This is a genomic window from Paraburkholderia sp. C35 (assembly GCF_003121405.1).
GTDB lineage: Bacteria > Pseudomonadota > Gammaproteobacteria > Burkholderiales > Burkholderiaceae > Paraburkholderia.
In genome coordinates this window covers 1-20243 of record NZ_QBUY01000015.1, presented here as the reverse complement: position 1 = coordinate 20243, position 20243 = coordinate 1, and the positions used below count along the sequence as shown (strand labels likewise).

Sequence of the window (20243 nt, the reverse complement as noted above, 5' to 3'; positions counted from 1 at the left end):
GGTAGACCCGACGAAGGAAAAATCCAACTCAGAAGTGGGGCGTGTGATGCGAGACAAGGAAGATGAACGCGTCGATGGAAGCCGCCGTAGCTGGCTGATTGCGACGACCGTAGCAGGTGGCATCGGAGGAGTCGCCACCGTCGTACCCTTTGTTAGTTCGTTTGCACCATCCGAAAAAGCCAAAGCGGCGGGCGCGCCCGTCGAAGTCGATATCTCCAACCTGAAGCCCGGCGACATGATGACGGTCGCCTGGCGCGGCAAGCCTGTCTGGATCATCAATCGCACCGATCAGCAGCTGGCCGATGTGCAGAAGGCCGACAAGGAAGTCGCCGATCCCGAAACGAAGAACCCGTTTTCGATGCCCGAGCCGGACTATACGAAAAACGAGTTCCGTTCCCGTCCCGACCACAAGAATCTGTTTGTTGCCGTCGCGGTGTGCACCCATCTGGGCTGCACGCCGACTCCGCGCTTTCAGGAAGGCGCGCAGCCCAATCTCCCTGATGACTGGCCGGGCGGCTTCCTCTGCCCGTGCCACGGCTCGACCTATGACCTGGCCGGCCGCGTCTTCAAGAACAAACCTGCGCCGCAAAACCTGGACATCCCGCCCTACATGATCACCGGCACTACGCTCGTGATCGGCAAGGACGAGAAAGGAGAAGCGTAATGGCGACGACCGAGAAAGAGGTGGAAACAACCGGGCTCGTGGGCTGGATCGATCGCCGCTTTCCGATGACGGCGACCTGGAAAGCGCATGTGTCCGAGTACTACGCGCCGAAGAACTTCAACTTCTGGTACTTCTTCGGCTCGCTCGCGCTGCTGGTGCTGGTCAACCAGATCGTCACCGGCATTTTCCTGACGATGAACTACAAGCCCGATTCGACGCTCGCGTTCGCATCGGTCGAGTACATCATGCGCGAGGTGCCGTGGGGCTGGCTGATCCGCTACATGCACTCCACGGGCGCGTCGATGTTCTTCGTCGTCGTGTATCTGCATATGTTCCGCGGGTTGCTGTACGGCTCGTATCGCAAGCCACGCGAACTGGTGTGGATCTTCGGCTGCGCGATCTTCCTGTGCCTGATGGCCGAGGCGTTCTTCGGCTATCTGCTGCCGTGGGGCCAGATGTCGTACTGGGGCGCACAGGTGATCGTGAACCTGTTCTCAGCGATTCCGTTCATCGGTCCGGACCTGTCGCTTTGGATTCGCGGCGATTACGTGGTCTCCGACGTCACGCTGAACCGCTTCTTCGCGTTCCACGTGATCGCGATTCCGCTGGTGCTGCTCGGGCTGCTGGTCGCTCACATCGTCGCGCTGCACGAAGTCGGCTCGAACAACCCGGACGGCATCGAGATCAAGGCGAAGAAGGACGCGAACGGTATCCCGCTCGACGGCATTCCGTTCCATCCGTACTACTCGGTGCACGACTTCATGGGCGTGTGCGTGTTTCTGATGTTTTTCGCGGCGATCATCTTCTTCGCGCCGGAAATGGGCGGCTACTTCCTGGAATCGAACAACTTCATTCCGGCCAATCCGCTGCAGACGCCGCCCGAAATCGCACCGGTCTGGTATTTCACCGCGTTCTACGCGATGCTGCGCGCCACGACGGACCCGTTCAAGATCGTGCTGATGGTCGTGATCGGGCTGCTTGGCGTGTTCGCGCTGATCCGAGCGCGAGGCAAGTGGAAGCTCGGCTTGCCCGTGCTCGCGATCCTCGTGATTCTGGCGATGGCGTTCACCGAGTCGAAGTTCTGGGGTGTGGTGGTGATGGGCAGCGCGGGGGTGTCGCAGTTCTTCCTGCCGTGGCTGGACCGTTCGCCGGTGAAGTCGATCCGCTACCGGCCGTTCTTCCACAAGGTGTTCTACGGGATCTTCGTGCTGGCGTTTCTGACGCTGGCGTTTCTCGGCACCAAGCCACCGTCTCCCGCCGCGACGCTGATTGCGCAGATCTGCGCGCTGGTCTACTTCGCGTTTTTCCTCGGCATGCCGTTCTGGACGCCGCTTGGCACGTTCAAGCAGCCGCCCGAACGAGTGCGGTTCAAACCCCACTAACCGCGAGCCAGGAGAAAACGAAGATGAAAAAACTGCTTTCGATGCTCGCGCTGCTCGGTGCAACCGTGCTGGCGTTATCCGCTACGCCGGTTCGCGCGGAAGGTGAATTCCCGCTCGACCGTGCGCCCGACAACGCGGACAATATTGCTTCGTTGCAGCACGGCGCCCAATTGTTTGTAAACTACTGCCTGAATTGCCATAGTGCGAACCTGATGCGGTACAGCCGATTGCAGGATATTGGCATTTCGCCGAAGGAAATTGAAAAAAACCTGCTGTTCACGACAGATAAAGTCGGCAACACGATGACGGTCGCGATGCGCCCCGACGACGCGAAGGCGTGGTTCGGCGCCACGCCGCCCGATTTGTCGGTGGAAGCGCGGGCGCGGAACCGTGACTGGCTGTACACGTATCTGCGCAGTTTTTACCGCGATGACACACGGCCGACTGGCTGGAACAATATGGTGTATGAAAACGTGAGCATGCCTCACGTGCTGTGGCAGCTTCAGGGGCAGAGAACGGCGAAGTTCGAAGACGACATCGACGAAAACACGAAGGAAAAGGTCAAGAAATTCGTGGGATATCAGCAGGTCACGCCGGGGACGATGTCGCCGGTAGATTATGATTCTGCTGTGGCCGACCTCGTGTCGTACCTGTCATGGATGTCCGAACCGACGCAGAAAACCCGTCGTCAGCTTGGCGTGTGGGTGCTGCTGTTCCTGGGCGTTCTGAGCTTTTTAGCCTGGCGACTGAACGCCGCGTACTGGAAAGATATCAAATAGTCACACCGTAACGGGTGTGGGGCCGGCGCAAGGGAAAACCTGCAAGACGGTTTTCCCGCTCGCTGGCCCTTTAAGTTTTTTGAGGAAACGCAAACATGATGGTTCTGTATTCCGGCACTACTTGCCCGTTCTCCCAGCGCTGCCGGCTGGTGTTGTTCGAAAAGGGCATGGACTTCGAAATCCGCGACGTCGACCTGTTCAACAAACCGGAAGACATCGCCGTGATGAATCCGTATGGTCAGGTGCCGATCCTCGTCGAACGGGATCTGATCCTGTACGAATCGAACATCATCAACGAGTATATCGACGAGCGCTTCCCGCATCCGCAACTGATGCCGGCCGATCCCGTCCAGCGTGCGCGCGCGCGTCTGTTCCTGCTGAACTTCGAGAAGGAACTGTTCGTTCACGTCGGCACGCTCGAAAACGAAAAGGGCAAAGCCGCCGAGAAGAATCACGAAAAGGCGCGCCTCGCCATTCGTGACCGTCTGACGCAACTCGCGCCGATCTTCCTGAAGAACAAGTACATGCTCGGTGAAGAGTTCTCGATGCTCGACGTCGCGATCGCACCGCTCTTGTGGCGTCTGGATCACTACGGCATCGAACTGTCGAAGAACGCTGCGCCGCTGATGAAGTACGCCGAGCGTATTTTCAGCCGTCCGGCCTATATCGAAGCGCTGACGCCGTCGGAAAAGGTAATGCGCCGCTGAGTTTGAGATTGGCTTCGGGTTCGGCGCGCGGCGTTCCGTTGCGCGCGCCTGCCCGGCAAAAGGACAGTTGATGCAAGAGATTTCCACGAAGCCGTACCTGCTGCGCGCGCTGTACGAATGGTGCACCGATAACGGCTATACGCCGCATATCGCCGTGCGCGTCGACAACCAGACGCGCGTGCCGCGCCAGTTCGTGCGCGACAACGAGATCGTGTTGAACATCAGCTTCGAGGCGACCAGCCAGCTGCAGATGGGCAACGAGTGGATCGAGTTCAACGCGCGCTTTTCGGGCAAGTCGCACAAGATCGAAGTGCCCGTGGCCAACGTGCTCGCCATTTACGCGCGCGAGAACGGGCAGGGCATGGCATTTCCGGTCGAGTCGGCAGGCGGCGAGGCAACGGATTCCGAGGATGACGAAGCCGTGATCGCCGAGGCGCCGCAGGAAGCGCCCGAAGCGGCGGCGGCGGAAAAAATCGGCGAAACCGATGACGATCCGCGTCCGGACGATGACGGTGCAAAAGGTGGCGGAAGAGGCCACCTCAAAGTCGTGAAATGAAGTAGAATCCCGGTTCTCATGCCGGCTTAGCTCATCAGGTAGAGCGCTTGACTTGTAATCATGAGGTGGCGGGTTCGAGTCCTGCAGCCGGCACCAGCATCAAGAAACGGGTTACACGGTTTTCCGTGTAACCCGTTTTTCTTTGGTCCGCCGTTTCTCCGTTGCGGCTCGATGTCGACGAGGTCCAACGGTTCAATACAATACGGACATGACCGATTTCCCCACACTCACCTGGCCTGAAGCCGACGGCCCGCATTCTGCCCGCTGGCGCTCCGAAGCCTCCGTGCCGCCCGCGAAGCGCGTCGTCATCGCCGACGACCGCACGACCGCCGACGCCGCCTACCGCCTCGCCTGCGAAGGCACCGCACTGCTGTGGCACGGCGATTTCCAGAACGCCCGCCAACTGTTGCAGGCGATGACGCGCCGTCTCGATCGCAAGCCACGCAAGCAGGCGCCTGCTACGCCACTCGATGCCTTCAATCAGCACCGGCAAGCGCAGTCGCAGAAAGCGCGCACGCTCGGCATGCTGCTGATCCCGCTCGAAGGCGATTACACGATTCCATTGCGCCGCGCGCCGAACGTGCAGCAAGCCTGTGAAGAAGTGTATGGACCGCCGTCGCAGGAAGCGTCGGTGGTGTCGCTGCGTGAACTGCTTGGCCTGATCGGGGCGCACGAGTGGCGCAAGAAAGGCGTCGAGATTCCCGCGTTGCAGGAGCGCATTCACCCGCACTACGGCGTGTTCTCGCCCGTGCGAGGCGAGTACGTCGATCTGGTTGCGCGTGCGCCGTTGCCGTCGAAGGAATTGGCCTTTGATATTGGCGTCGGCACGGGCGTGTTGTCGGCGTTGCTGGCCAAGCGCGGCGTCAAGCGGATCGTTGCAACGGATCAGGATCCACGCGCGCTCGCTTGCGCCAAAGACAACCTCACGCGGCTCGGTTACGACGCACAGGTCGGAGTGATTGCCGCCGATCTTTTTCCTGAAGGGCGGGCGCCGCTTGTCGTGTGTAACCCGCCGTGGCTGCCCGCGCGTCCGGCGTCACCGATCGAAAACGCCGTCTACGACTACGAAAGCCGTATGTTGCTCGGCTTTCTGAACGGACTCGCCGATCATCTCGAAACGGGTGGCGAGGGATGGCTGATTCTGTCGGATTTCGCGGAGCATCTGGGGATGCGCACGCATGACTGGCTACTGGCCGCGCTCGATCGCGCCGGGCTTGTCGTTGTTGGGCGCGAGGACATCAAGCCGCGTCATCCGAAGGCGACGGATGCGTCCGATCCGTTGCACGCCGCGCGCGTGGCTGAAATCACGTCGCTTTGGCGGCTCAAGGTCAAATAAGCGCCAGGTAAAGCGCGACATTCACCGCGCCATCAGATACGCAGCGGCCCCGCGCCCCGCGACGAGGCCGCTGGCGAAGCACGCCGTCAGCAGATAGCCGCCCGTCGGCGCTTCCCAATCCAGCATCTCGCCCGCGCAGAACACGCCGGGCAGTGTCCGCAGCATCATCGCGTTATCGAGCGCTTCGAACGGGATGCCGCCTGCGCTGCTGATCGCTTCGTCGATGGGACGAGCGCGCGTCAGGTTCAACGGTAAGGACTTGATCGCTTGCGCGAGCTTCGCTGCATCGGTGAAATCTTCTTTCGACAGACACTCGTGCAGCAACCCCAGCTTCACCCCCGTGATACCGATGCGGCTATGCAAATGGCTCGACATCGAACGCGAACCACGCGGCCGCGTCACTTGATCGATCACGCGCTGCGCGCTCAGACCTGGCGCGAGATCGAGCCGTATCGTCACGGTGCCGTCGGCGAGCAGGCGGTCGCGGATCGTCGACGACATCGCGTACACGAGGCTCCCTTCGATCCCCGTCGATGTCACGACGAACTCACCTTGGCGATGCTGGACCGTGCCATCCACGTTTTCCACAGCAATCGACACAGGCTTGACCGGCTCGCCTGCATAGCGCTCGCGGAAGTAATCGGTCCAGTTGGCGTCGAAGCCGCAATTCGCGGGCAGCAACGGCGCGACAGGGATCTCGCGTTGCTGCATCAGCGGCACCCACGCAGCGTCGGAACCGAGCCGCGCCCAACTGCCGCCGCCGAGCGCTAACACCACGGCGTCCGCCAGGACTTCGCGTTCGCCTTCCGGCGTGCCAAACCGCAAACCATGCGCGCCGGACGCCGCAGTCTCCGCCCAGCTAATCCACTTATGCCGCATGTGAAACCGCACGCCCGCCTCACGCAGCCGATGCAGCCACGCGCGCAGCATCGGCGCGGCTTTCATGTCGGTCGGAAACACGCGGCCCGAACTGCCGACGAAGGTATGGACACCCAGTTCATCGAGCCACGCACGCAGCGCGTCCGGGCCGAACGCGTCGAGCAGGGGCGCAATGTCCGCGCGACGCTTGCCATAGCGGCCGAGAAACGGCTCGATCGGCTCCGAATGCGTGATGTTCATGCCGCCTTTCCCCGCCATCAGGAACTTGCGTCCGACCGACGGCATTGCGTCGTACACATCGACCTGCATGCCGCCGCGCGCCAGCGCTTCGGCCGCCATCAACCCGGCAGGACCGCCGCCGATAACGGCGACGCGGACGTGATCCCTGGTGTGATCGGACGGATTCGACATCGATGGAATGAAGCAGTGAATGACGGTGAAGCGCGCTCGGCGCGAAGGCCGGTATTGTCCCACTGGGCTGGAGGACGGGCAAACGCAGCGCAAACGTCCACGCGCCACGACCTATACTTTTCTCAGACACCTTCCTTCCCGGCGCGCGTCGCGCCGTCTTGCCGCGCACAATCCACGCATCACGTTTTTAGCCAACGCCCCGCCGATACGCACGCTGGGGCTACGCCAGCGCACGGGTTGCACGCGACGCCTTTGATCTGAGGAGTCCGTCATGGGTCGCAAATATATCGATTGCCGCGAATTTCCGAGTGACATCAAGTGCACGGTTGCCCTGTGCGCCGATTCGGAAAACGAACTGCTCGAAGCCGCCGTCGCGCACGCGACGCAGGCGCACAAGCACAGCGATTCGCCCGAGCTTCGAGCGAAGCTGAAGTCGATGTTCCACGACGGCACGCCGCCAATCAGCGCGCCTGCCGCCGCATGATGTCAGTCTGCCTTCACGTCACCACGCCGACTTGCCAGGGCACGAACTCGTTTTGTCCATAGCCGTGCAGTTCGCTTTTCGAGCGCGTGCCCGACGCGCAATCGAGCATCATCTGGAAGATGTCGGCACCGAGCTGATCGATGCGCGCCGTCCCGTCGATCACGCCGCCGCAGTTGATGTCGATGTCTTCTTCCTGGCGGTCCCACAATGCCGTGTTGGTGGCGAGCTTCAGCGACGGCGACGGCGCGCAGCCATACGCCGAGCCGCGTCCCGTCGTGAAGCAGATCAGGTTCGCGCCCGACGCGACCTGACCCGTCGCCGACATCGGGTCGTAGCCGGGCGAATCCATGAACACGAAGCCCTTGGCGTGAATCGGTTGCGCGTACTCGTACACGTCGACGAGATTGGTCGTGCCGCCTTTTGCGACCGCGCCGAGCGACTTTTCGAGGATAGTCGTGAGGCCGCCGACCTTGTTGCCCGCCGACGGATTGTTGTCGAGCGCCGCGCCGTTGCGCGCGCAGTAGTCCTGCCACCACGCGATGCGCGCCAGCAGTTTCTCGCCGACCTCGCGGCTCACCGCGCGGCGTGTGAGCAGATGTTCGGCGCCATAGACTTCAGGTGTCTCAGACAGAATCGCCGTGCCGCCATGCTGCACGAGCCGGTCGACGGCGGCGCCCAACGCAGGGTTCGCGGAGATGCCCGAATAGCCGTCTGACCCGCCGCACTGCAAGCCGACCATCAGATGCGACGCGCTGACCTTTTCGCGCACCGCGCGGTTCGCATCGACGAGCATGTCGCGCACCATCGCAATGCCGCGTTCGATTGTCTTGCGCGTGCCGCCGCTGTCCTGAATCGTGAAGCTGCGCAAGGTCGCCGTGTTATCGGTCAGTCCGCCCGCTTCGAGCACGCCGCCAATCTGGTTCGTCTCGCAGCCCAAACCGACGAACAGCACCGACGCAAAATTCGGATGCGCCGCGTAGCCCGCCAGTGTGCGCTGCAGGATCATCGTGCCTTCGCCGCGCAGATCGACACCGCAGCCGAGTCCGTGCGTCAACGCGATCACGCCGTCCACATTGGGAAACGCCGCCAGTTCCCCGGGGTGCACGTCGCGCCGGAAATGATCGGCGATGGCGCGCGCGACGGTCGCCGAGCAGTTCACGCTGGTCAGCACGCCGATGTAGTTGCGCGTCGCCACGCGCCCGTCCGCGCGCCGGATGCCCATGAAATGCGCGGGATCGCGAGCGGCGATGGTCGGATGCGTGTCGACGCCGAATTCATGCTCGCGCGCGAATTCGGCCATCGCCAGATTGTGCGTGTGCACGTGCTGGCCGCGCGCAATCGCCTCGCGCGCCACACCGATGATCTGGTTGTAGCGCTTCACCGGCTCACCCTTCGCAATCGCGCGCGTCGCGATCTTGTGGCCAGGCGGAATCAGCCCCGCGACGACCAGGTCTTCGGCTTCGATACGCGTGCCCGACACGAGTTGACGTGTCGCGATGATCACGTCGTCGTTGGGATGCAGGCGGATAGCGGCGTGCGCTGCGGTGGCGGTAGCTGTCGACATGATGCGGGGCCTGTTCTGAAAGCGGAGTGCTGACGGGATGGATCATCAAACGTGCGAGCGTTGCGCGCCTTCCGGCACGTACGGCTGCTCGGGATCGGCAGGCAACGGCGCGATGCGGCCGACGATCACAAGATAGCTGAACGCGCCGAGAAAGCAGAAGCCGCCCGCGACGACCAGCGGAATCGTGAACGAGCCTTTCGATATCGCGAGCATGACGCCCGTGAACGTCGTGATGACGATGCCCGCCAGATTCGACGCGAAGTTCTGGATGCCGCTGATCGACGCGACGTGACGCGGCGTGGGCGCGACGTCGGCGGGCAGCGACCAGATGCTGGCGGCGGCGAACGCGAGGCTGCCGTACGAAATGCCGAAGAAAGCGAGCATCAGATACGTGTTCGACGTGAACGCCGACAGCGTGATCACCGACGACAGCAGCATGCCGCCGACCATGCAGGTCTTGCGCGCCGCCGTGAGGCTCCAGCCGCGCCGGAACAGCGCATCGGACACCAGACCGCCGATCCAGCCGCCCGGAATCGACATCAGCGCGGGAATCATGCCTAGCGTGCCGAGCGACTTCAGCGAAAAGCCGCGCGTCTGCACCAGATAGCTCGGAAACCACGTGATAAAGAAGTAGATCACGAAGTTCAGGCAGAAGAAGCCGAGCATCATGCCCCACAGCGTGCGGTGGCGGAACAGCGAACCCCACGTGACCTTGTCGGCGGCGCGGGCGGCGCGTGCGTCGGGCACGACATCGGTTTCGCCCGTCATGTCGCCGTGCGCCGGGCTGCGATAGATGGCCAGCCAGCCGAGAATCCACACCGCGCCGAGCACGCCCGTCACGATGAACGACGCCTTCCAGCCCAGCGTGCCGATGATCAACGCAACGACAGGAATCGACAGGGCCGAGCCGACGCGCGAGCCGCTATCGAAAATGCTGGTCGCGAGCGCGCGCTGCGAAGGCTTGAACCATTGGCTGACGAGTTTTGCGCACGACGGATAGGCGCCCGCTTCGCCGACGCCGAGCATCAGCCGGCAGCCGAACATGCCGCCCACGCTGCTGGCGGCTGCCGTGGCGGCGGTGAACAGCGACCACCAGCCAACCGCGAGCGGCAACGCGATGCGCGCACCGACGCGATCGACGAACCAGCCGAACGGCATCTGCATCAGCGCGTAGGTCCAGAAGAAGCCGCTCAGGATAAAGCCCATCTGCGCCGGACCGATACCCAGCGCTTTCTGGATTTCAGGTGCGGCGACGGCGAGGTTCGCACGGTCGATGTAGTTCACGGCAATGGCGAGAAAGCAGAGCAAGATCACTACCCACCGCATTTTCCTCATGACGTCGTCTCCTCCGGTATCGGCATCTTTCGTATGGTTGGCGCCCCTCGGCGATGCCGGTCCGGTGGCCGCTTTCCTACGGTCGTGCTGCGTGCGCGAGGTGGATGCTGCGTAGTTGCGCCCGCTCTGGCGGCGGGGCTGCCGTGATGCATTGTCGGGCTGGCAGGGCGATGAGCGTCTTATGCGCTTATTGAAATTCGGCCTGACCAGTTGGGCATAATAGAAGTCTATCGATCAAGTGGTCAAGCCAATTGTCCGGCTATTTACCCTTGGTCCAAGGCGCGTGGCCGGTGCGGCGCGCGGCTGATTACAATGCTCGTTTTCTCGTGCAACCCGTTGACGCGGGTATCGCGCGACGTCGAAGCAGGAGTCTTTGTGCCCGTCAGAACCGTCGAAACACGCCGTCTTTATCAACAGATCGCCGATCGCTTGCGCGAGCTGATTGCACAGCCGGGCTTCGTGTCGAATGGCCGTTTGCCGCCCGAGCGCGATCTGGCGCAGACGCTCGGTGTGTCGCGTCCGACGGTGCGTGAGGCGCTCGTCGCGCTGGAGCTGGAAGGGCGGGTGGAAATCCGGATGGGTTCGGGCGTCTACGTGACGAATGTGTCGCCTGCTGTCGCCGCGCCCGATCCCGACAAGCTCGGCGAGAGTCCGCGCGAAATCATGGAAGCGCGCTCGCTGATCGAAGGCGCGCTGGTCGCGAGCGTCGCGCCGTTCGTAAAGCCGAAGGCGCTCAAGGCGCTGCGCGCGCTATTCGAGCGCATGGCGGACGAAGTCGCGAATGGGCAGATTCCGACTGCTGCCGACCGCGAGTTTCATCTGTGCATCGCGCAGATGTCCGGCAACGATGTGCTGGTTCGAACGGTTGCCGATCTGTTCGACGAACGGCATAGCCCGCTGTCGAGCACGATGCGCGGGCATTTTGAAGCGGAAGATACCTGGCTAGTCGCGCTGGAGGAGCACCGGGCAGTGCTCGAAGCACTCGAAGCACGCGATTCCGTGCAGGCGCACGCAGCGATGCAGCGGCATTTGAAGGAATCGTTTGCGAGATTGATGACGCGGGTGAAACGGTAGCGGGTGAAGGATGCCGGCGCAAAACGGCGGTAATAACGCCAGCATCCGCACAGCCATCGACGGGTTCAACCCGGATACGCCTCGTCCACCTTCAGTCCAGCCAGCTTGAAAATCACTCGCAGCGTTTGAGGCTTGATATCGCGCCGCGAAGCTAGCGTCGTCATCACAAAGTCCAGCACTTTCGCGTATTTGAGCAGGGTGAGACACATCTCCATATCGACGCTGCCGTCACGCATGATTTCTGCGAGACGCAGCATCTCGACGGAGATGTCACGCGCCATTTCCAGTTCCAGTTGCTGCTTTTCCGTCCACTCGGGTGTGGCCAGCAGCTTCGCCATGAGCTCCTGAAACTTCTGCTCGGCGTTTCCGTTGGGTGTCATATCCATTTGCAGCCTCATCAGATCTGAGCGCGCTCCTTTTCAGTCCCGTCGCGCTTCAGGTTACGTAACGTTCGAACCATGTTCCGGCCCGACCTCCCCCACGCTTACCGGATTTCTATCGACGCTGCAGCAAACCGGTAGCTAGTCTTTCTTTATGCATCCTGCAAGCCGTCACGCTCTAACGGACCTGCAACAGACGACTGCCTTGCGACACGTTCTCCAGCTGGCTCGACTTCGGACGCTATGCTGCACGAATCGTTCCAAGCGGGGTCCGGTGTCACCGTCGACGTGCAAGAACCGGGACCGTTCTTCACGCTTTGGGTAAACTGACAGACACTTTTCCCTTTTTCCGTCACCTGACGCACGTTCGCGATGCAATCGGTGGCGCGCTCATTCGATGTCCAGCAAATCCTACGAAGTCCGTCCTAATCAGTCCGTCGAACTGCTAAAGGAACTCCATATCCTGACGCGCGACGGCAAGATGAACCAGGACAGCCGCCGCAAGCTCAAGCAGGTCTACCACCTGTTTCAGTTCATCGAGCCGTTGCTCAAAGACCTCAACGAGACCAAGGGCGAACTGACCCTCGTCGATCACGGTGCGGGCAAGTCCTACCTCGGCTTCATTCTCTACGACCTGTTCGTCAAGGAACTGCGGGATAACTCGCATATCTACGGCATTGAGACACGCGAGGAACTCGTTACGAAGTCCGAGGAGCTTGCAGGGCGCCTTGGCTTCAAGGGTATGTCGTTTCTTAATCTTTCCGTAGCCGAATCGATCACATCGGACAAACTGCCGCCGACAGTCGACATCGTCACCGCCTTGCACGCCTGCGATACGGCCACCGACGACGCAATCCGCTTCGCGCTCGAAAAACATGCGAAATACATCGTCGTGGTGCCGTGCTGCCAGGCGGAAGTGGCGGGCGTGCTGCGCCGGAACAAAGGCAAGTCGTTGGCGAACGCGCTGACGGAAATCTGGCGTCATCCGTTGCATACGCGCGAATTCGGCAGCCAGATCACCAATGTGCTGCGCTGCCTGCAACTGGAAGCGCACGGCTATCAGGTCAACGTGACGGAACTGGTCGGCTGGGAGCATTCGATGAAGAACGAGCTCATCATCGCGACCTATAAGGATTTGCCGCGCCGGCGCCCGGCCGAGCGGCTCAATGAAGTGATGGACACGCTCGGCATTGCGGAACTGCGCGAGCGGTTTTATGCCGAGGAGGCGGGAGAGGTTTAAGGCGTGAGGCGCGGCGGGCCGACTGTGTCAGTCTTTGGCCGGCTCGCTCATCCATTTGCGCCAGCCTTCCGGGCCGAGACGCTGCAACGTGTCGATGTTGCGCTCATAGATGTCGGCGGCGTCCGGAAATGCTTCGACCGCGCGCTCGATGCTCGCTTCCCGCAGCAAATGCAAGATCGGGTAGGGCGCGCGGTTCGTGTAGTTCTCGATATCGTCTGGACCGGTGTCTTCGAACTGATAGTGCGGGTGGAAGCTGGCAATCTGCAGCGTGCCTTCCAGCCGCATCTGCTTGAGCATCCGGTCGGCGAAAAACAGGCAGTCGTTGTAGTCCAGAAATTCGCCAAGCGCGTACGGAATGATCAGCAACGTCGTGTCGATGTCGGCGGGATCGGCTTCGGTCAGCGCGCGCAGTTCGGCTTCCAGCTCGGTTAGCACGCCTTCCATGTCGGTAGCGTCGCTGATCGCGTAGCGGATCTGCCGCTTCACATGCACGGCCTTCGCAAACGGGCACAGATTCAGTCCGATTACGGCGCGCGTCAGCCAGTGGCGCGTGGCGTCGAGGATGGCATCGTGCGAATCGGCGGAGGTGGAAGACATGGCGGGGCGAGCGGCAAAAGCAAAACCGTCATTTTACCGGCGCGTGTCTGCGAGCCTCGCGTGAGCGTCGTGCAAACGCCCTACGCAATTACGCGCACGCCTGCGCAACCAGCAGTTCCGCCATGCGCGGCGCGACCTTGATCGGCCCGCAACCCGGACCATAAGTCTGGCTCGACGCATAAATCCCTTCGATCAGCAGCCCGAGCGCGTTCGCCAGTTCAACCGGATCGCGTGCGCCTGCTTCCGTGCAAAGCGTGTGGAGCCGCTCCATCAGCCTGGTCTTGTTGTCGAACACACAAATGCGCGCGGGATGCGCCGGATCGGGAAACTCCGCCGACACATTCACGAACGGACAGCCGCGGTAGTCTTCCTGCGACGCCCGCCCGGCCAGATCCTCGAAATACTGGACGATCTGCTTGCGCGGCTCGCCGGGATATTTGGCCAGACTTTCCTCGAAGCGCCGGAAGAACTGCTCATCCGACTGTTCCAGATACGCAACCACCAGATCGTCTTTCGAAGAAAACTGGCGATACAGGCTCATCTTGTTGACGCCCGCCCGCTCGACGACGGCATCGACGCCGACCGCGCGCACGCCTTCCCTGTAGAAGAGATCGGCGGCGGCGCGTAAAAGATGTTGCTGCGCGTCCGAGCCAGCCGTTTGTGAACGCCGGCGCGATGCGCGTTTGGCGATGTCGGAAGTAGCCATGATGGTCGTGTGGTCCTTGAGTCGACGCCTTGACATGTTACCGATCGGTAACTAACATCGCAACACCGATTGTGACAGGTCAGTCACAACTCCTTTACGAAAGCGGTAAGAATCAGATGCGGCTAGCATGGCGACACCCGCGAGCCGTGGCGGAACCCTTGGAGAACCGATGAACTGGGCAGCAAGATTAATTGGCGGGCGCTTCCACTACGGCTGGCTGGCCGTGGCTGTGGTGGTTCTGGTGTTGCGCGCGGCGGCCGGCACGCGTGCAACGCCGAGCGTGATGATGGTGCCGCTTGAGCACGATTTCGGCTGGAGCCGCGCGACGATCTCGCTGGCGATTTCCGTGAATATCGCGCTGTACGGCCTGATGGGCCCGTTCGCGGCAGCGGCGATGCAACGTTTCGGCGTGCGTCCGACGCTGCTGACGGCGCTCGGCGCGATGGCGGTGGGCGTGGCGCTGTCGTCGCTGATGACGCATCCGTGGCAGATGATCCTCGTCTGGGGCGTGATGGTCGGCGGCGCGACGGGCGTGGCGGCGCTGACGCTGTCGGCGACGGTCGTGAACCGCTGGTTCACCACACATCGCGGTCTGGTGATGGGCATACTCACGGCCAGTTCGGCCACGGGCCAACTGGTGTTCCTGCCGCTGCTTGCGGCGATTGCGCAGCATCACGGCTGGCGGCCCGTCGTGTGGACGGTCGCGGCGGCTGCGGCTGTCATCCTGCCGCTGGTGGCGTTCCTGCTGCCCGAGCGTCCCGCCGACATGTCGCTGCGCCCGTTCGGCGAACCCGCCGATGCGCCCATCAAATCCGACATGACGAAGCAGAACCCGCTTGCGATCGCGTTCGGCACGCTGGCGATGGCGAGCAAGACGCGCGACTTCTGGCTGCTGTTTTTCAGCTTCTTCATTTGTGGCGCGAGCACCAACGGCTATGTCGGCACGCACCTGATCGCGATGTGCGGCGATTACGGCATGACGGAAGTGCAGGGCGCATCGCTGCTCGCGGCGATGGGCATTTTCGACCTGTTCGGCACGACGATGTCGGGCTGGCTGTCGGACCGCTTCAACGCGCGCATCCTGCTGTTCTGGTACTACGGGCTGCGCGGGCTGTCGCTGATGTATCTGCCGCATGCATTCGGCATCGACTTCTTCGGTTTGCCGCTGTTCGCGGTGTTCTACGGTCTCGACTGGATCGCGACCGTGCCGCCGACCGTACGCCTTGCCACCGATGTCTACGGCAAGGACAAGGCGCCCGTCGTGTTCGGCTGGGTCGTCGCCGGCCACCAGCTCGGCGCGGCTTTCGCGGCGCTCGGCGCGGGCATGCTGCGCGCGAGCCTCGGGACGTACACGGTGGCGTCGATGATCTCGGGTGGCTTGTGCCTCGTGGCGTCGATCATCGTGCTGCGGATCAATCGTGGTGAACGGAGCGTCGCGGCGCAAGCCGTCTGACGAAGCACACCGTCTGAAAGTGCCATACGGCGCGCCGCGGCTGAAAAGCCCGGCGCGCTTTTCTTATGCGCGTCCGCGATAAACATCTGCGCGACCTGAAAGGCGCGGAGGGGACGGCTCGGGTTATGCTAGTGACCCCTCGGGCTGCTGCCCGCCGATCATGAATTCTGACCGAGAGATGCGCATGACCAACAAACCCGCACCCACCGACGTTCCCGTTCATGAACTGATCGCCGGCCGCTGGAGCCCGCGCGCGTATTCGAGCGAGCCCGTGAGCCGAGAGCAGTTGCTCGCGGTGCTCGAGGCGGCGCGCTGGGCGCCTTCGTCGTACAACATGCAGCCGTGGCGCTTCGTGGTGTTCGATCGCACGGCCGACGAAGTCTCGTTCAAGAAGGCTTTCGACACGCTCGTGCCGTTCAATCAGGGCTGGAACGCGAATTCGCCGGTGCTGATCTGCGTGACGACCCAGACGCTGACGCCGAAGGGCGAAGTCAATCGCTGCGCGCCGTACGACGCGGGCGCAGCAGCGATGTCGCTGGTATTGCAGGCGCATGCGCTGGGGCTCGCTGCGCATCAGATGAGCGGCTTCGACGTCAATGCGTTCCGCAAGACATTTGCCATTCCCGACGATATCGAAGTCATCGCGATGATTTCGCTTGGCCACTATGGCGACGTCGACAAGCTCGACCCGGTGCTGCGCGAGCGCGAGAAATCGGTGCGCACGCGCGTGCCGCTCGGCGAGGTCGCGTTTGCGGGAGCGTGGAAGAAGCCGTTCTGAGTTCGCGACGTAGCGCGAGCGCGTGAACAAGCGAAACGCGGCCTGAGGGCCGCGTTTTTTATGAGCCACCCGTGGAGCAGCCGCCGGGCGTCGCAGGCGATTGCGGTCAATCGTCGTCGACAGCGGAGAGTGGTGCGGCGACGCTTTCCAGCGAGCGCCGCTCGGCATCCACGCCCCAAATCCCGGCGATCACGGCCGCCGCCAGCATCAGCGCCGAGCCGACCAGATAGCCTGAAAACACCTCGCTGCGTTGCTGCGTGTCGATCAGCCGGCCGAAGAACGCCGGACCTGCGATGCCGCCGAGCGCCGTTCCGAACGCATAGAACACCGCGATCGCGAGTGCGCGGATTTCAAGCGGAAACGACTCGCTGACGGTGAGGTACGCCGAACTCGCCGCCGCCGACGCGAAAAAGAAAATCACCATCCATGCGATCGTCTGCGTCGTCACGGTCAGCAACTGCTGCTCGAACAGATAGCCGCTCACGGTCAGCAGCAGCCCGGACAGCGCGTAGGTCGCGGCGATCATCTTGCGTCGGCCGATCACGTCGAACAGCCTGCCGATCAGCAATGGCCCAGCGAAATTACCGAGTGCGAACGGCAAGATGTACCAGCCGCCATGGTCGCCCGGCACGTGATAGAGATCGGTCAGCACCAGCGCGTAGGTGAAGAAAATCGCGTTGTAGAAGAACGCCTGCGCCGTCATCAGCGACAGCCCGACCAGCGCGCGCCTCCGGTGCAGCGTAAAAAGCGTGTGGAACACTTCGCGCAAGGTGGTGCGCTCACGGGCGCGCAATCGCAGGCGCTTGAGTTGATCGTCCGGGAGCGTGTGATTTTCAGCCCGAAAACGCGCCTCGATCCCTTCGACGATTTCGCGCGCTTCCTTCTCCTCGCCGTGCGTGAGCAGCCAGCGCGGGCTTTCGGGGATCCACACGCGCATCGGCAGAATGGCCAGCGCCAGCACCGCGCCGATGAAGAAACACGCGCGCCAGCCCCAGTCGCCGGGCAGCGTATGCGGATCGAGCAGCACCCGCGAACCGATCGCGCCGCGCGCTGCGCCGCCCCAGAAAGTGCCGTTGATGGCGAGATCGGTGTGGCCGCGCACGCGGGCGGGCGTGAATTCCTGGATCGTCGAGTTGATAGCCGTGTACTCGCCACCGATGCCCGCGCCCGTCAGAAAGCGGAACACCAGAAAGCTCGCCAGATTCCACGAGAATGCCGTGGCTGCCGTCGCCGCGAGATAGAGCGCGAGCGTGATGAAGAACAGCTTGCGGCGTCCGAGCCGGTCGGTCAGCCAGCCGAAGCCGAGCGCACCGAGCACAGCACCCGCGATATACGCGCTGCCTGCCAGACCGACGTCCGCGTTCGTAAAGCGCAGCACGCCGCTCGATTTCAACGCGCTCGCCACCGATCCCGCCAGCGTCACCTCCAGCCCGTCGAGCAGCCAGGTCACGCCGAGCGCGACGACGATCAGCGTATGAAAGCGGCCCCACGGCAAGCGGTCGAGCCGCGACGGCAGATCGGTTTCGACGATATTGGCCGGGCCGGTGCGAACCGTGGCGGCGGAGGGTTCCTGCATCGGATCTCCTGTGTGAGCGGCCTTTGGAGCGGGCCATGACCGGACGAGTTTTTAGATGATTCTGTAAACCGTTCTTCGAACAGCGTATCCTGTCGGATTCATTCGAACCCGGCGCGACACTTCGGGCAAGCAAGCTGCATTCCCTGTCGGCGCGCTGCCGGTTGATGGCGTCACTGCTTTCATGTTACAAAGCCCGTCCTCTTTCTGTTCGCGCCAGCGTGAGCGGCGAAACCTGCCATGACCTATTGCGCGATTGATTTCGGCACGTCTAACTCGGCAGTTGCCGTCCCTGTCGGCGGCTCGACGGCCGAAGCGGCTGTTCTGAAGCTGGCGCCCGTCGACGGCGCCTACACGACGCTGCCCACAGCCGTCTTCTTCAATACCGATGAAAACTCGCGCGCGTACGGCCGTGCGGCGCTCGAATCGTATATCGACGGCTTCGACGGCCGGCTGATGCGCTCGATGAAGAGCATTCTCGGCTCGGCGCTCGCGGACAATACGACCGATCTCGGCGACGGTTCGGCAATCAAGTACACCGACGTCATCGGAATTTTCGTTACGCATCTGAAGCGCTGCGCCGAACAGACGGCGGGCGGTGCGATTAATCGCGCGGTGCTCGGGCGTCCGGTGTTTTTCGTCGACGACGATCCGCGTGCCGATCAGCTGGCGCAGAACCAGCTCGAAGCGGCGGCACGCTCGGTCGGCTTGAACGAAATCCACTTCCAGTACGAACCGATCGCAGCCGCGTTCGATTACGAAGCGCATCTGACGCAGGAAGGACTGGTGCTGGTGGCCGACATCGGCGGCGGCACGTCGGACTTCTCGCTGGTGCGCGTCGGCCCGGAGCGCATGAAGCGCATCGAGCGCAAGGACGATGTGCTCGCTCATCACGGTGTGCACGTCGCGGGAACGGACTTCGACCGGCGTGTCGAACTCGCGACGGTGCTGCGCGAACTCGGCTATCAGTCGCTCGATCCCGAAGGCCGCGAAGTGCCGAACCGCATTTACTTCGATCTCGCGACCTGGCATCTGATCAACACCATTTACACGCCGAAGCGTGTGTCGGAACTCGGTTTGATGCGGCATCTGTATTCGGATACGCGGCATCACGACCGGCTGATGCGCGTCGTCGAGCAGCGCTTCGGCCATGCGCTGGCGGCGCATGCGGAAGAGGCGAAGATCGGCGTGGCGGCGGGCGGTGAGACGCTGATCGATCTGGAGATCGTCGAAGATGATTTGCGCCTGGCTTTCGACGAAGCGCAACTGATCGCGGCGGGCAAGGATGAGACGCAGCGCATCGTGCAAGCCGCGCGCGATACGGTGCAACGTGCGGGCGTCGCGCCCCGCGATGTCGATGCGCTCTATTTCACGGGTGGCTCGACGGGGCTGGCATTCCTGTCGGGTGCGCTGGCTGCTGCCTTCCCGGATGCACGTCCGGTGTTCGGCGACCGTCTCGCGAGCGTGGCGACGGGACTCGGCATTCACGCGCAGCGCGTATTCCGGTAAAGATTTCAGATCTCACGCCGACAAAACGTTTAAGCCAGAAAACAAAAAACCCCGCCGAGGCGGGGTTTTTGCGTTCCAGAAGGAAGCTAAGCTTAGACCGGCTTGATGTTAGCGGCTTGCTTGCCCTTCGGGCCCGTCTTGACGTCGTAGCTAACCTTTTGGTTTTCTTGCAGCGTCTTGAAGCCTTCAACGCGGATTTCCGAGAAATGCGCGAACAGATCTTCGCCGCCAGCGTCCGGGGTAATGAAGCCAAAGCCCTTTGCGTCATTGAACCACTTGACGGTACCGGTTTCCATATTACTTTTTCCTAAAAATGGTGAATAAGGCCGAAGCCCGAGGGTGCATGAAAATCAAGGAAGGGTAATGGGACCAACCGGAGTACCGTTGATGGGCGAACTACGAAAGAACCAATTCACTCGCCGCTTGAAATCCTGCCCGATCTTTATACGGGCATTTCGAGAGAAGGTCAACCGTAATCTTTAAATCCTCATATGGTCCGGGGGTATTTAGCAGCAAAATAGCTTACAAAGCTTGCTAATTTGCCGATTTTTTTGTAGGGCTCAAACGCATTTTGACTGCAATCAATCGGTGCAACCGTTACACTACGCCCCGCGCGCGACCGGTTGCACCTTCGAATAACCTGCAATCGCGCTCGCGACCTCTCGCCGTATGCCCTAGTCTTTTCTATGACTTCTAGCCGTGTCTCATGGCCGCGGCAGCGGCGTGGTTTCAGATATAGGAGAAGACGTGAAAAGTTCTATTCAACGGCACATCGGCCCCTTCGCGCTGATGCTGACGGGACTCGGCTCGATCATCGGGTCGGGCTGGCTGTTCGG

Annotated in this window: 20 protein-coding genes and 1 tRNA gene; 13 read left to right on the top strand and 8 right to left on the bottom strand. The window is 62.1% G+C overall.

Annotation, left to right across the window (positions count from 1 at the left end; translation table 11 throughout):
• The first annotated feature begins 46 nt into the window (after window positions 1-46).
• The 7 genes from petA to DK391_RS12230 all read left to right on the top strand — a co-directional run bounded on the left by petA (window position 47) and on the right by DK391_RS12230 (window position 5424).
• Window positions 47-664: a ubiquinol-cytochrome c reductase iron-sulfur subunit gene (gene petA, locus DK391_RS12260; protein ID WP_109478272.1), complete on the top strand. Its 618-nt coding sequence runs from the start codon at window positions 47-49 to the stop codon at window positions 662-664.
• On the top strand, window positions 664-2046 hold the full coding sequence (locus DK391_RS12255) for a cytochrome bc complex cytochrome b subunit (protein WP_109478271.1): 1383 nt from the start codon (window positions 664-666) through the stop codon (window positions 2044-2046). The genes petA and DK391_RS12255 overlap by 1 nt, the downstream gene beginning before the upstream one ends.
• A gap of 23 nt (window positions 2047-2069) precedes the next feature.
• Window positions 2070-2825 carry a cytochrome c1 gene (locus DK391_RS12250; protein WP_109478270.1) on the top strand — a complete coding sequence of 252 codons (756 nt, stop codon included), beginning with the start codon at window positions 2070-2072 and terminating at the stop codon, window positions 2823-2825.
• Window positions 2826-2920: 95 nt separating this feature from the next.
• The gene (locus DK391_RS12245) at window positions 2921-3532 is read left to right on the top strand and encodes a glutathione S-transferase N-terminal domain-containing protein (RefSeq protein WP_006052302.1); all 612 of its coding nucleotides are present in this window, start codon (window positions 2921-2923) and stop codon (window positions 3530-3532) included.
• Between the two features lie 70 nt (window positions 3533-3602).
• The gene (locus DK391_RS12240; RefSeq protein WP_109478269.1) at window positions 3603-4088 is read left to right on the top strand and encodes a ClpXP protease specificity-enhancing factor; all 486 of its coding nucleotides are present in this window, start codon (window positions 3603-3605) and stop codon (window positions 4086-4088) included.
• Window positions 4089-4108: 20 nt separating this feature from the next.
• Window positions 4109-4184 (top strand) — tRNA-Thr (locus DK391_RS12235).
• 112 nt (window positions 4185-4296) lie between these two features.
• Complete coding sequence (locus DK391_RS12230) at window positions 4297-5424, top strand: class I SAM-dependent methyltransferase (RefSeq protein ID WP_109478268.1); 1128 nt, start codon at window positions 4297-4299, stop codon at window positions 5422-5424.
• Window positions 5425-5445: 21 nt separating this feature from the next.
• Here the strand turns inward: DK391_RS12230 and DK391_RS12225 are convergent, their stop codons facing one another.
• Window positions 5446-6714, bottom strand: a complete 1269-nt coding sequence (locus DK391_RS12225) for a TIGR03862 family flavoprotein (protein ID WP_109478267.1) — start codon at window positions 6712-6714, stop codon at window positions 5446-5448.
• A 271-nt stretch (window positions 6715-6985) separates the two neighbouring features.
• Between DK391_RS12225 and DK391_RS12220 the strand changes: the two genes are divergently transcribed.
• A complete protein-coding gene (locus tag DK391_RS12220; protein WP_109478266.1) occupies window positions 6986-7198 on the top strand; it encodes a DUF1059 domain-containing protein in 213 nt (70 codons plus the stop codon).
• Window positions 7199-7211: 13 nt separating this feature from the next.
• Here the strand turns inward: DK391_RS12220 and DK391_RS12215 are convergent, their stop codons facing one another.
• Window positions 7212-8762 (bottom strand): altronate dehydratase family protein, encoded by a 1551-nt coding sequence (locus DK391_RS12215; RefSeq protein ID WP_109478265.1) that lies wholly within the window; start codon window positions 8760-8762, stop codon window positions 7212-7214.
• Between the two features lie 45 nt (window positions 8763-8807).
• The gene (locus DK391_RS12210) at window positions 8808-10097 is read right to left on the bottom strand and encodes an MFS transporter (protein ID WP_109478264.1); all 1290 of its coding nucleotides are present in this window, start codon (window positions 10095-10097) and stop codon (window positions 8808-8810) included.
• Window positions 10098-10472: 375 nt separating this feature from the next.
• Between DK391_RS12210 and DK391_RS12205 the strand changes: the two genes are divergently transcribed.
• Window positions 10473-11171, top strand: a complete 699-nt coding sequence (locus DK391_RS12205) for a FadR/GntR family transcriptional regulator (protein WP_275426820.1) — start codon at window positions 10473-10475, stop codon at window positions 11169-11171.
• A gap of 65 nt (window positions 11172-11236) precedes the next feature.
• Here the strand turns inward: DK391_RS12205 and DK391_RS12200 are convergent, their stop codons facing one another.
• The gene (locus DK391_RS12200; RefSeq protein ID WP_109478262.1) at window positions 11237-11557 is read right to left on the bottom strand and encodes a DNA-binding protein; all 321 of its coding nucleotides are present in this window, start codon (window positions 11555-11557) and stop codon (window positions 11237-11239) included.
• Window positions 11558-11948: 391 nt separating this feature from the next.
• Here DK391_RS12200 and DK391_RS12195 point away from each other — a divergent pair, with 391 nt between their 5' ends.
• The gene (locus tag DK391_RS12195) at window positions 11949-12791 is read left to right on the top strand and encodes an SAM-dependent methyltransferase (protein WP_109478261.1); all 843 of its coding nucleotides are present in this window, start codon (window positions 11949-11951) and stop codon (window positions 12789-12791) included.
• A 27-nt stretch (window positions 12792-12818) separates the two neighbouring features.
• Here DK391_RS12195 and DK391_RS12190 read toward each other — a convergent pair whose 3' ends face one another.
• Complete coding sequence (locus DK391_RS12190; protein ID WP_109478260.1) at window positions 12819-13388, bottom strand: DUF1415 domain-containing protein; 570 nt, start codon at window positions 13386-13388, stop codon at window positions 12819-12821.
• Window positions 13389-13476: 88 nt separating this feature from the next.
• The gene (locus tag DK391_RS12185) at window positions 13477-14094 is read right to left on the bottom strand and encodes a TetR/AcrR family transcriptional regulator (protein ID WP_109478259.1); all 618 of its coding nucleotides are present in this window, start codon (window positions 14092-14094) and stop codon (window positions 13477-13479) included.
• A gap of 169 nt (window positions 14095-14263) precedes the next feature.
• On the opposite strand from DK391_RS12185, the gene DK391_RS12180 reads away from it, so the two are divergent.
• Entirely contained in the window at window positions 14264-15547 is a 1284-nt protein-coding gene (locus DK391_RS12180; protein WP_109478258.1) for an MFS transporter, read from the top strand.
• Between the two features lie 184 nt (window positions 15548-15731).
• Window positions 15732-16325 carry a nitroreductase family protein gene (locus DK391_RS12175; RefSeq protein WP_109478359.1) on the top strand — a complete coding sequence of 198 codons (594 nt, stop codon included), beginning with the start codon at window positions 15732-15734 and terminating at the stop codon, window positions 16323-16325.
• Between the two features lie 106 nt (window positions 16326-16431).
• On the opposite strand, the gene DK391_RS12170 is transcribed toward DK391_RS12175, so the two are convergent.
• Window positions 16432-17901: an MFS transporter gene (locus DK391_RS12170; RefSeq protein WP_109478257.1), complete on the bottom strand. Its 1470-nt coding sequence runs from the start codon at window positions 17899-17901 to the stop codon at window positions 16432-16434.
• Window positions 17902-18138: 237 nt separating this feature from the next.
• On the opposite strand from DK391_RS12170, the gene DK391_RS12165 reads away from it, so the two are divergent.
• Window positions 18139-19407 (top strand): Hsp70 family protein, encoded by a 1269-nt coding sequence (locus tag DK391_RS12165; RefSeq protein WP_109478256.1) that lies wholly within the window; start codon window positions 18139-18141, stop codon window positions 19405-19407.
• Window positions 19408-19499: 92 nt separating this feature from the next.
• Here the strand turns inward: DK391_RS12165 and DK391_RS12160 are convergent, their stop codons facing one another.
• Entirely contained in the window at window positions 19500-19703 is a 204-nt protein-coding gene (locus DK391_RS12160; protein WP_109478255.1) for a cold-shock protein, read from the bottom strand.
• Window positions 19704-20243: the final 540 nt, after the last annotated feature.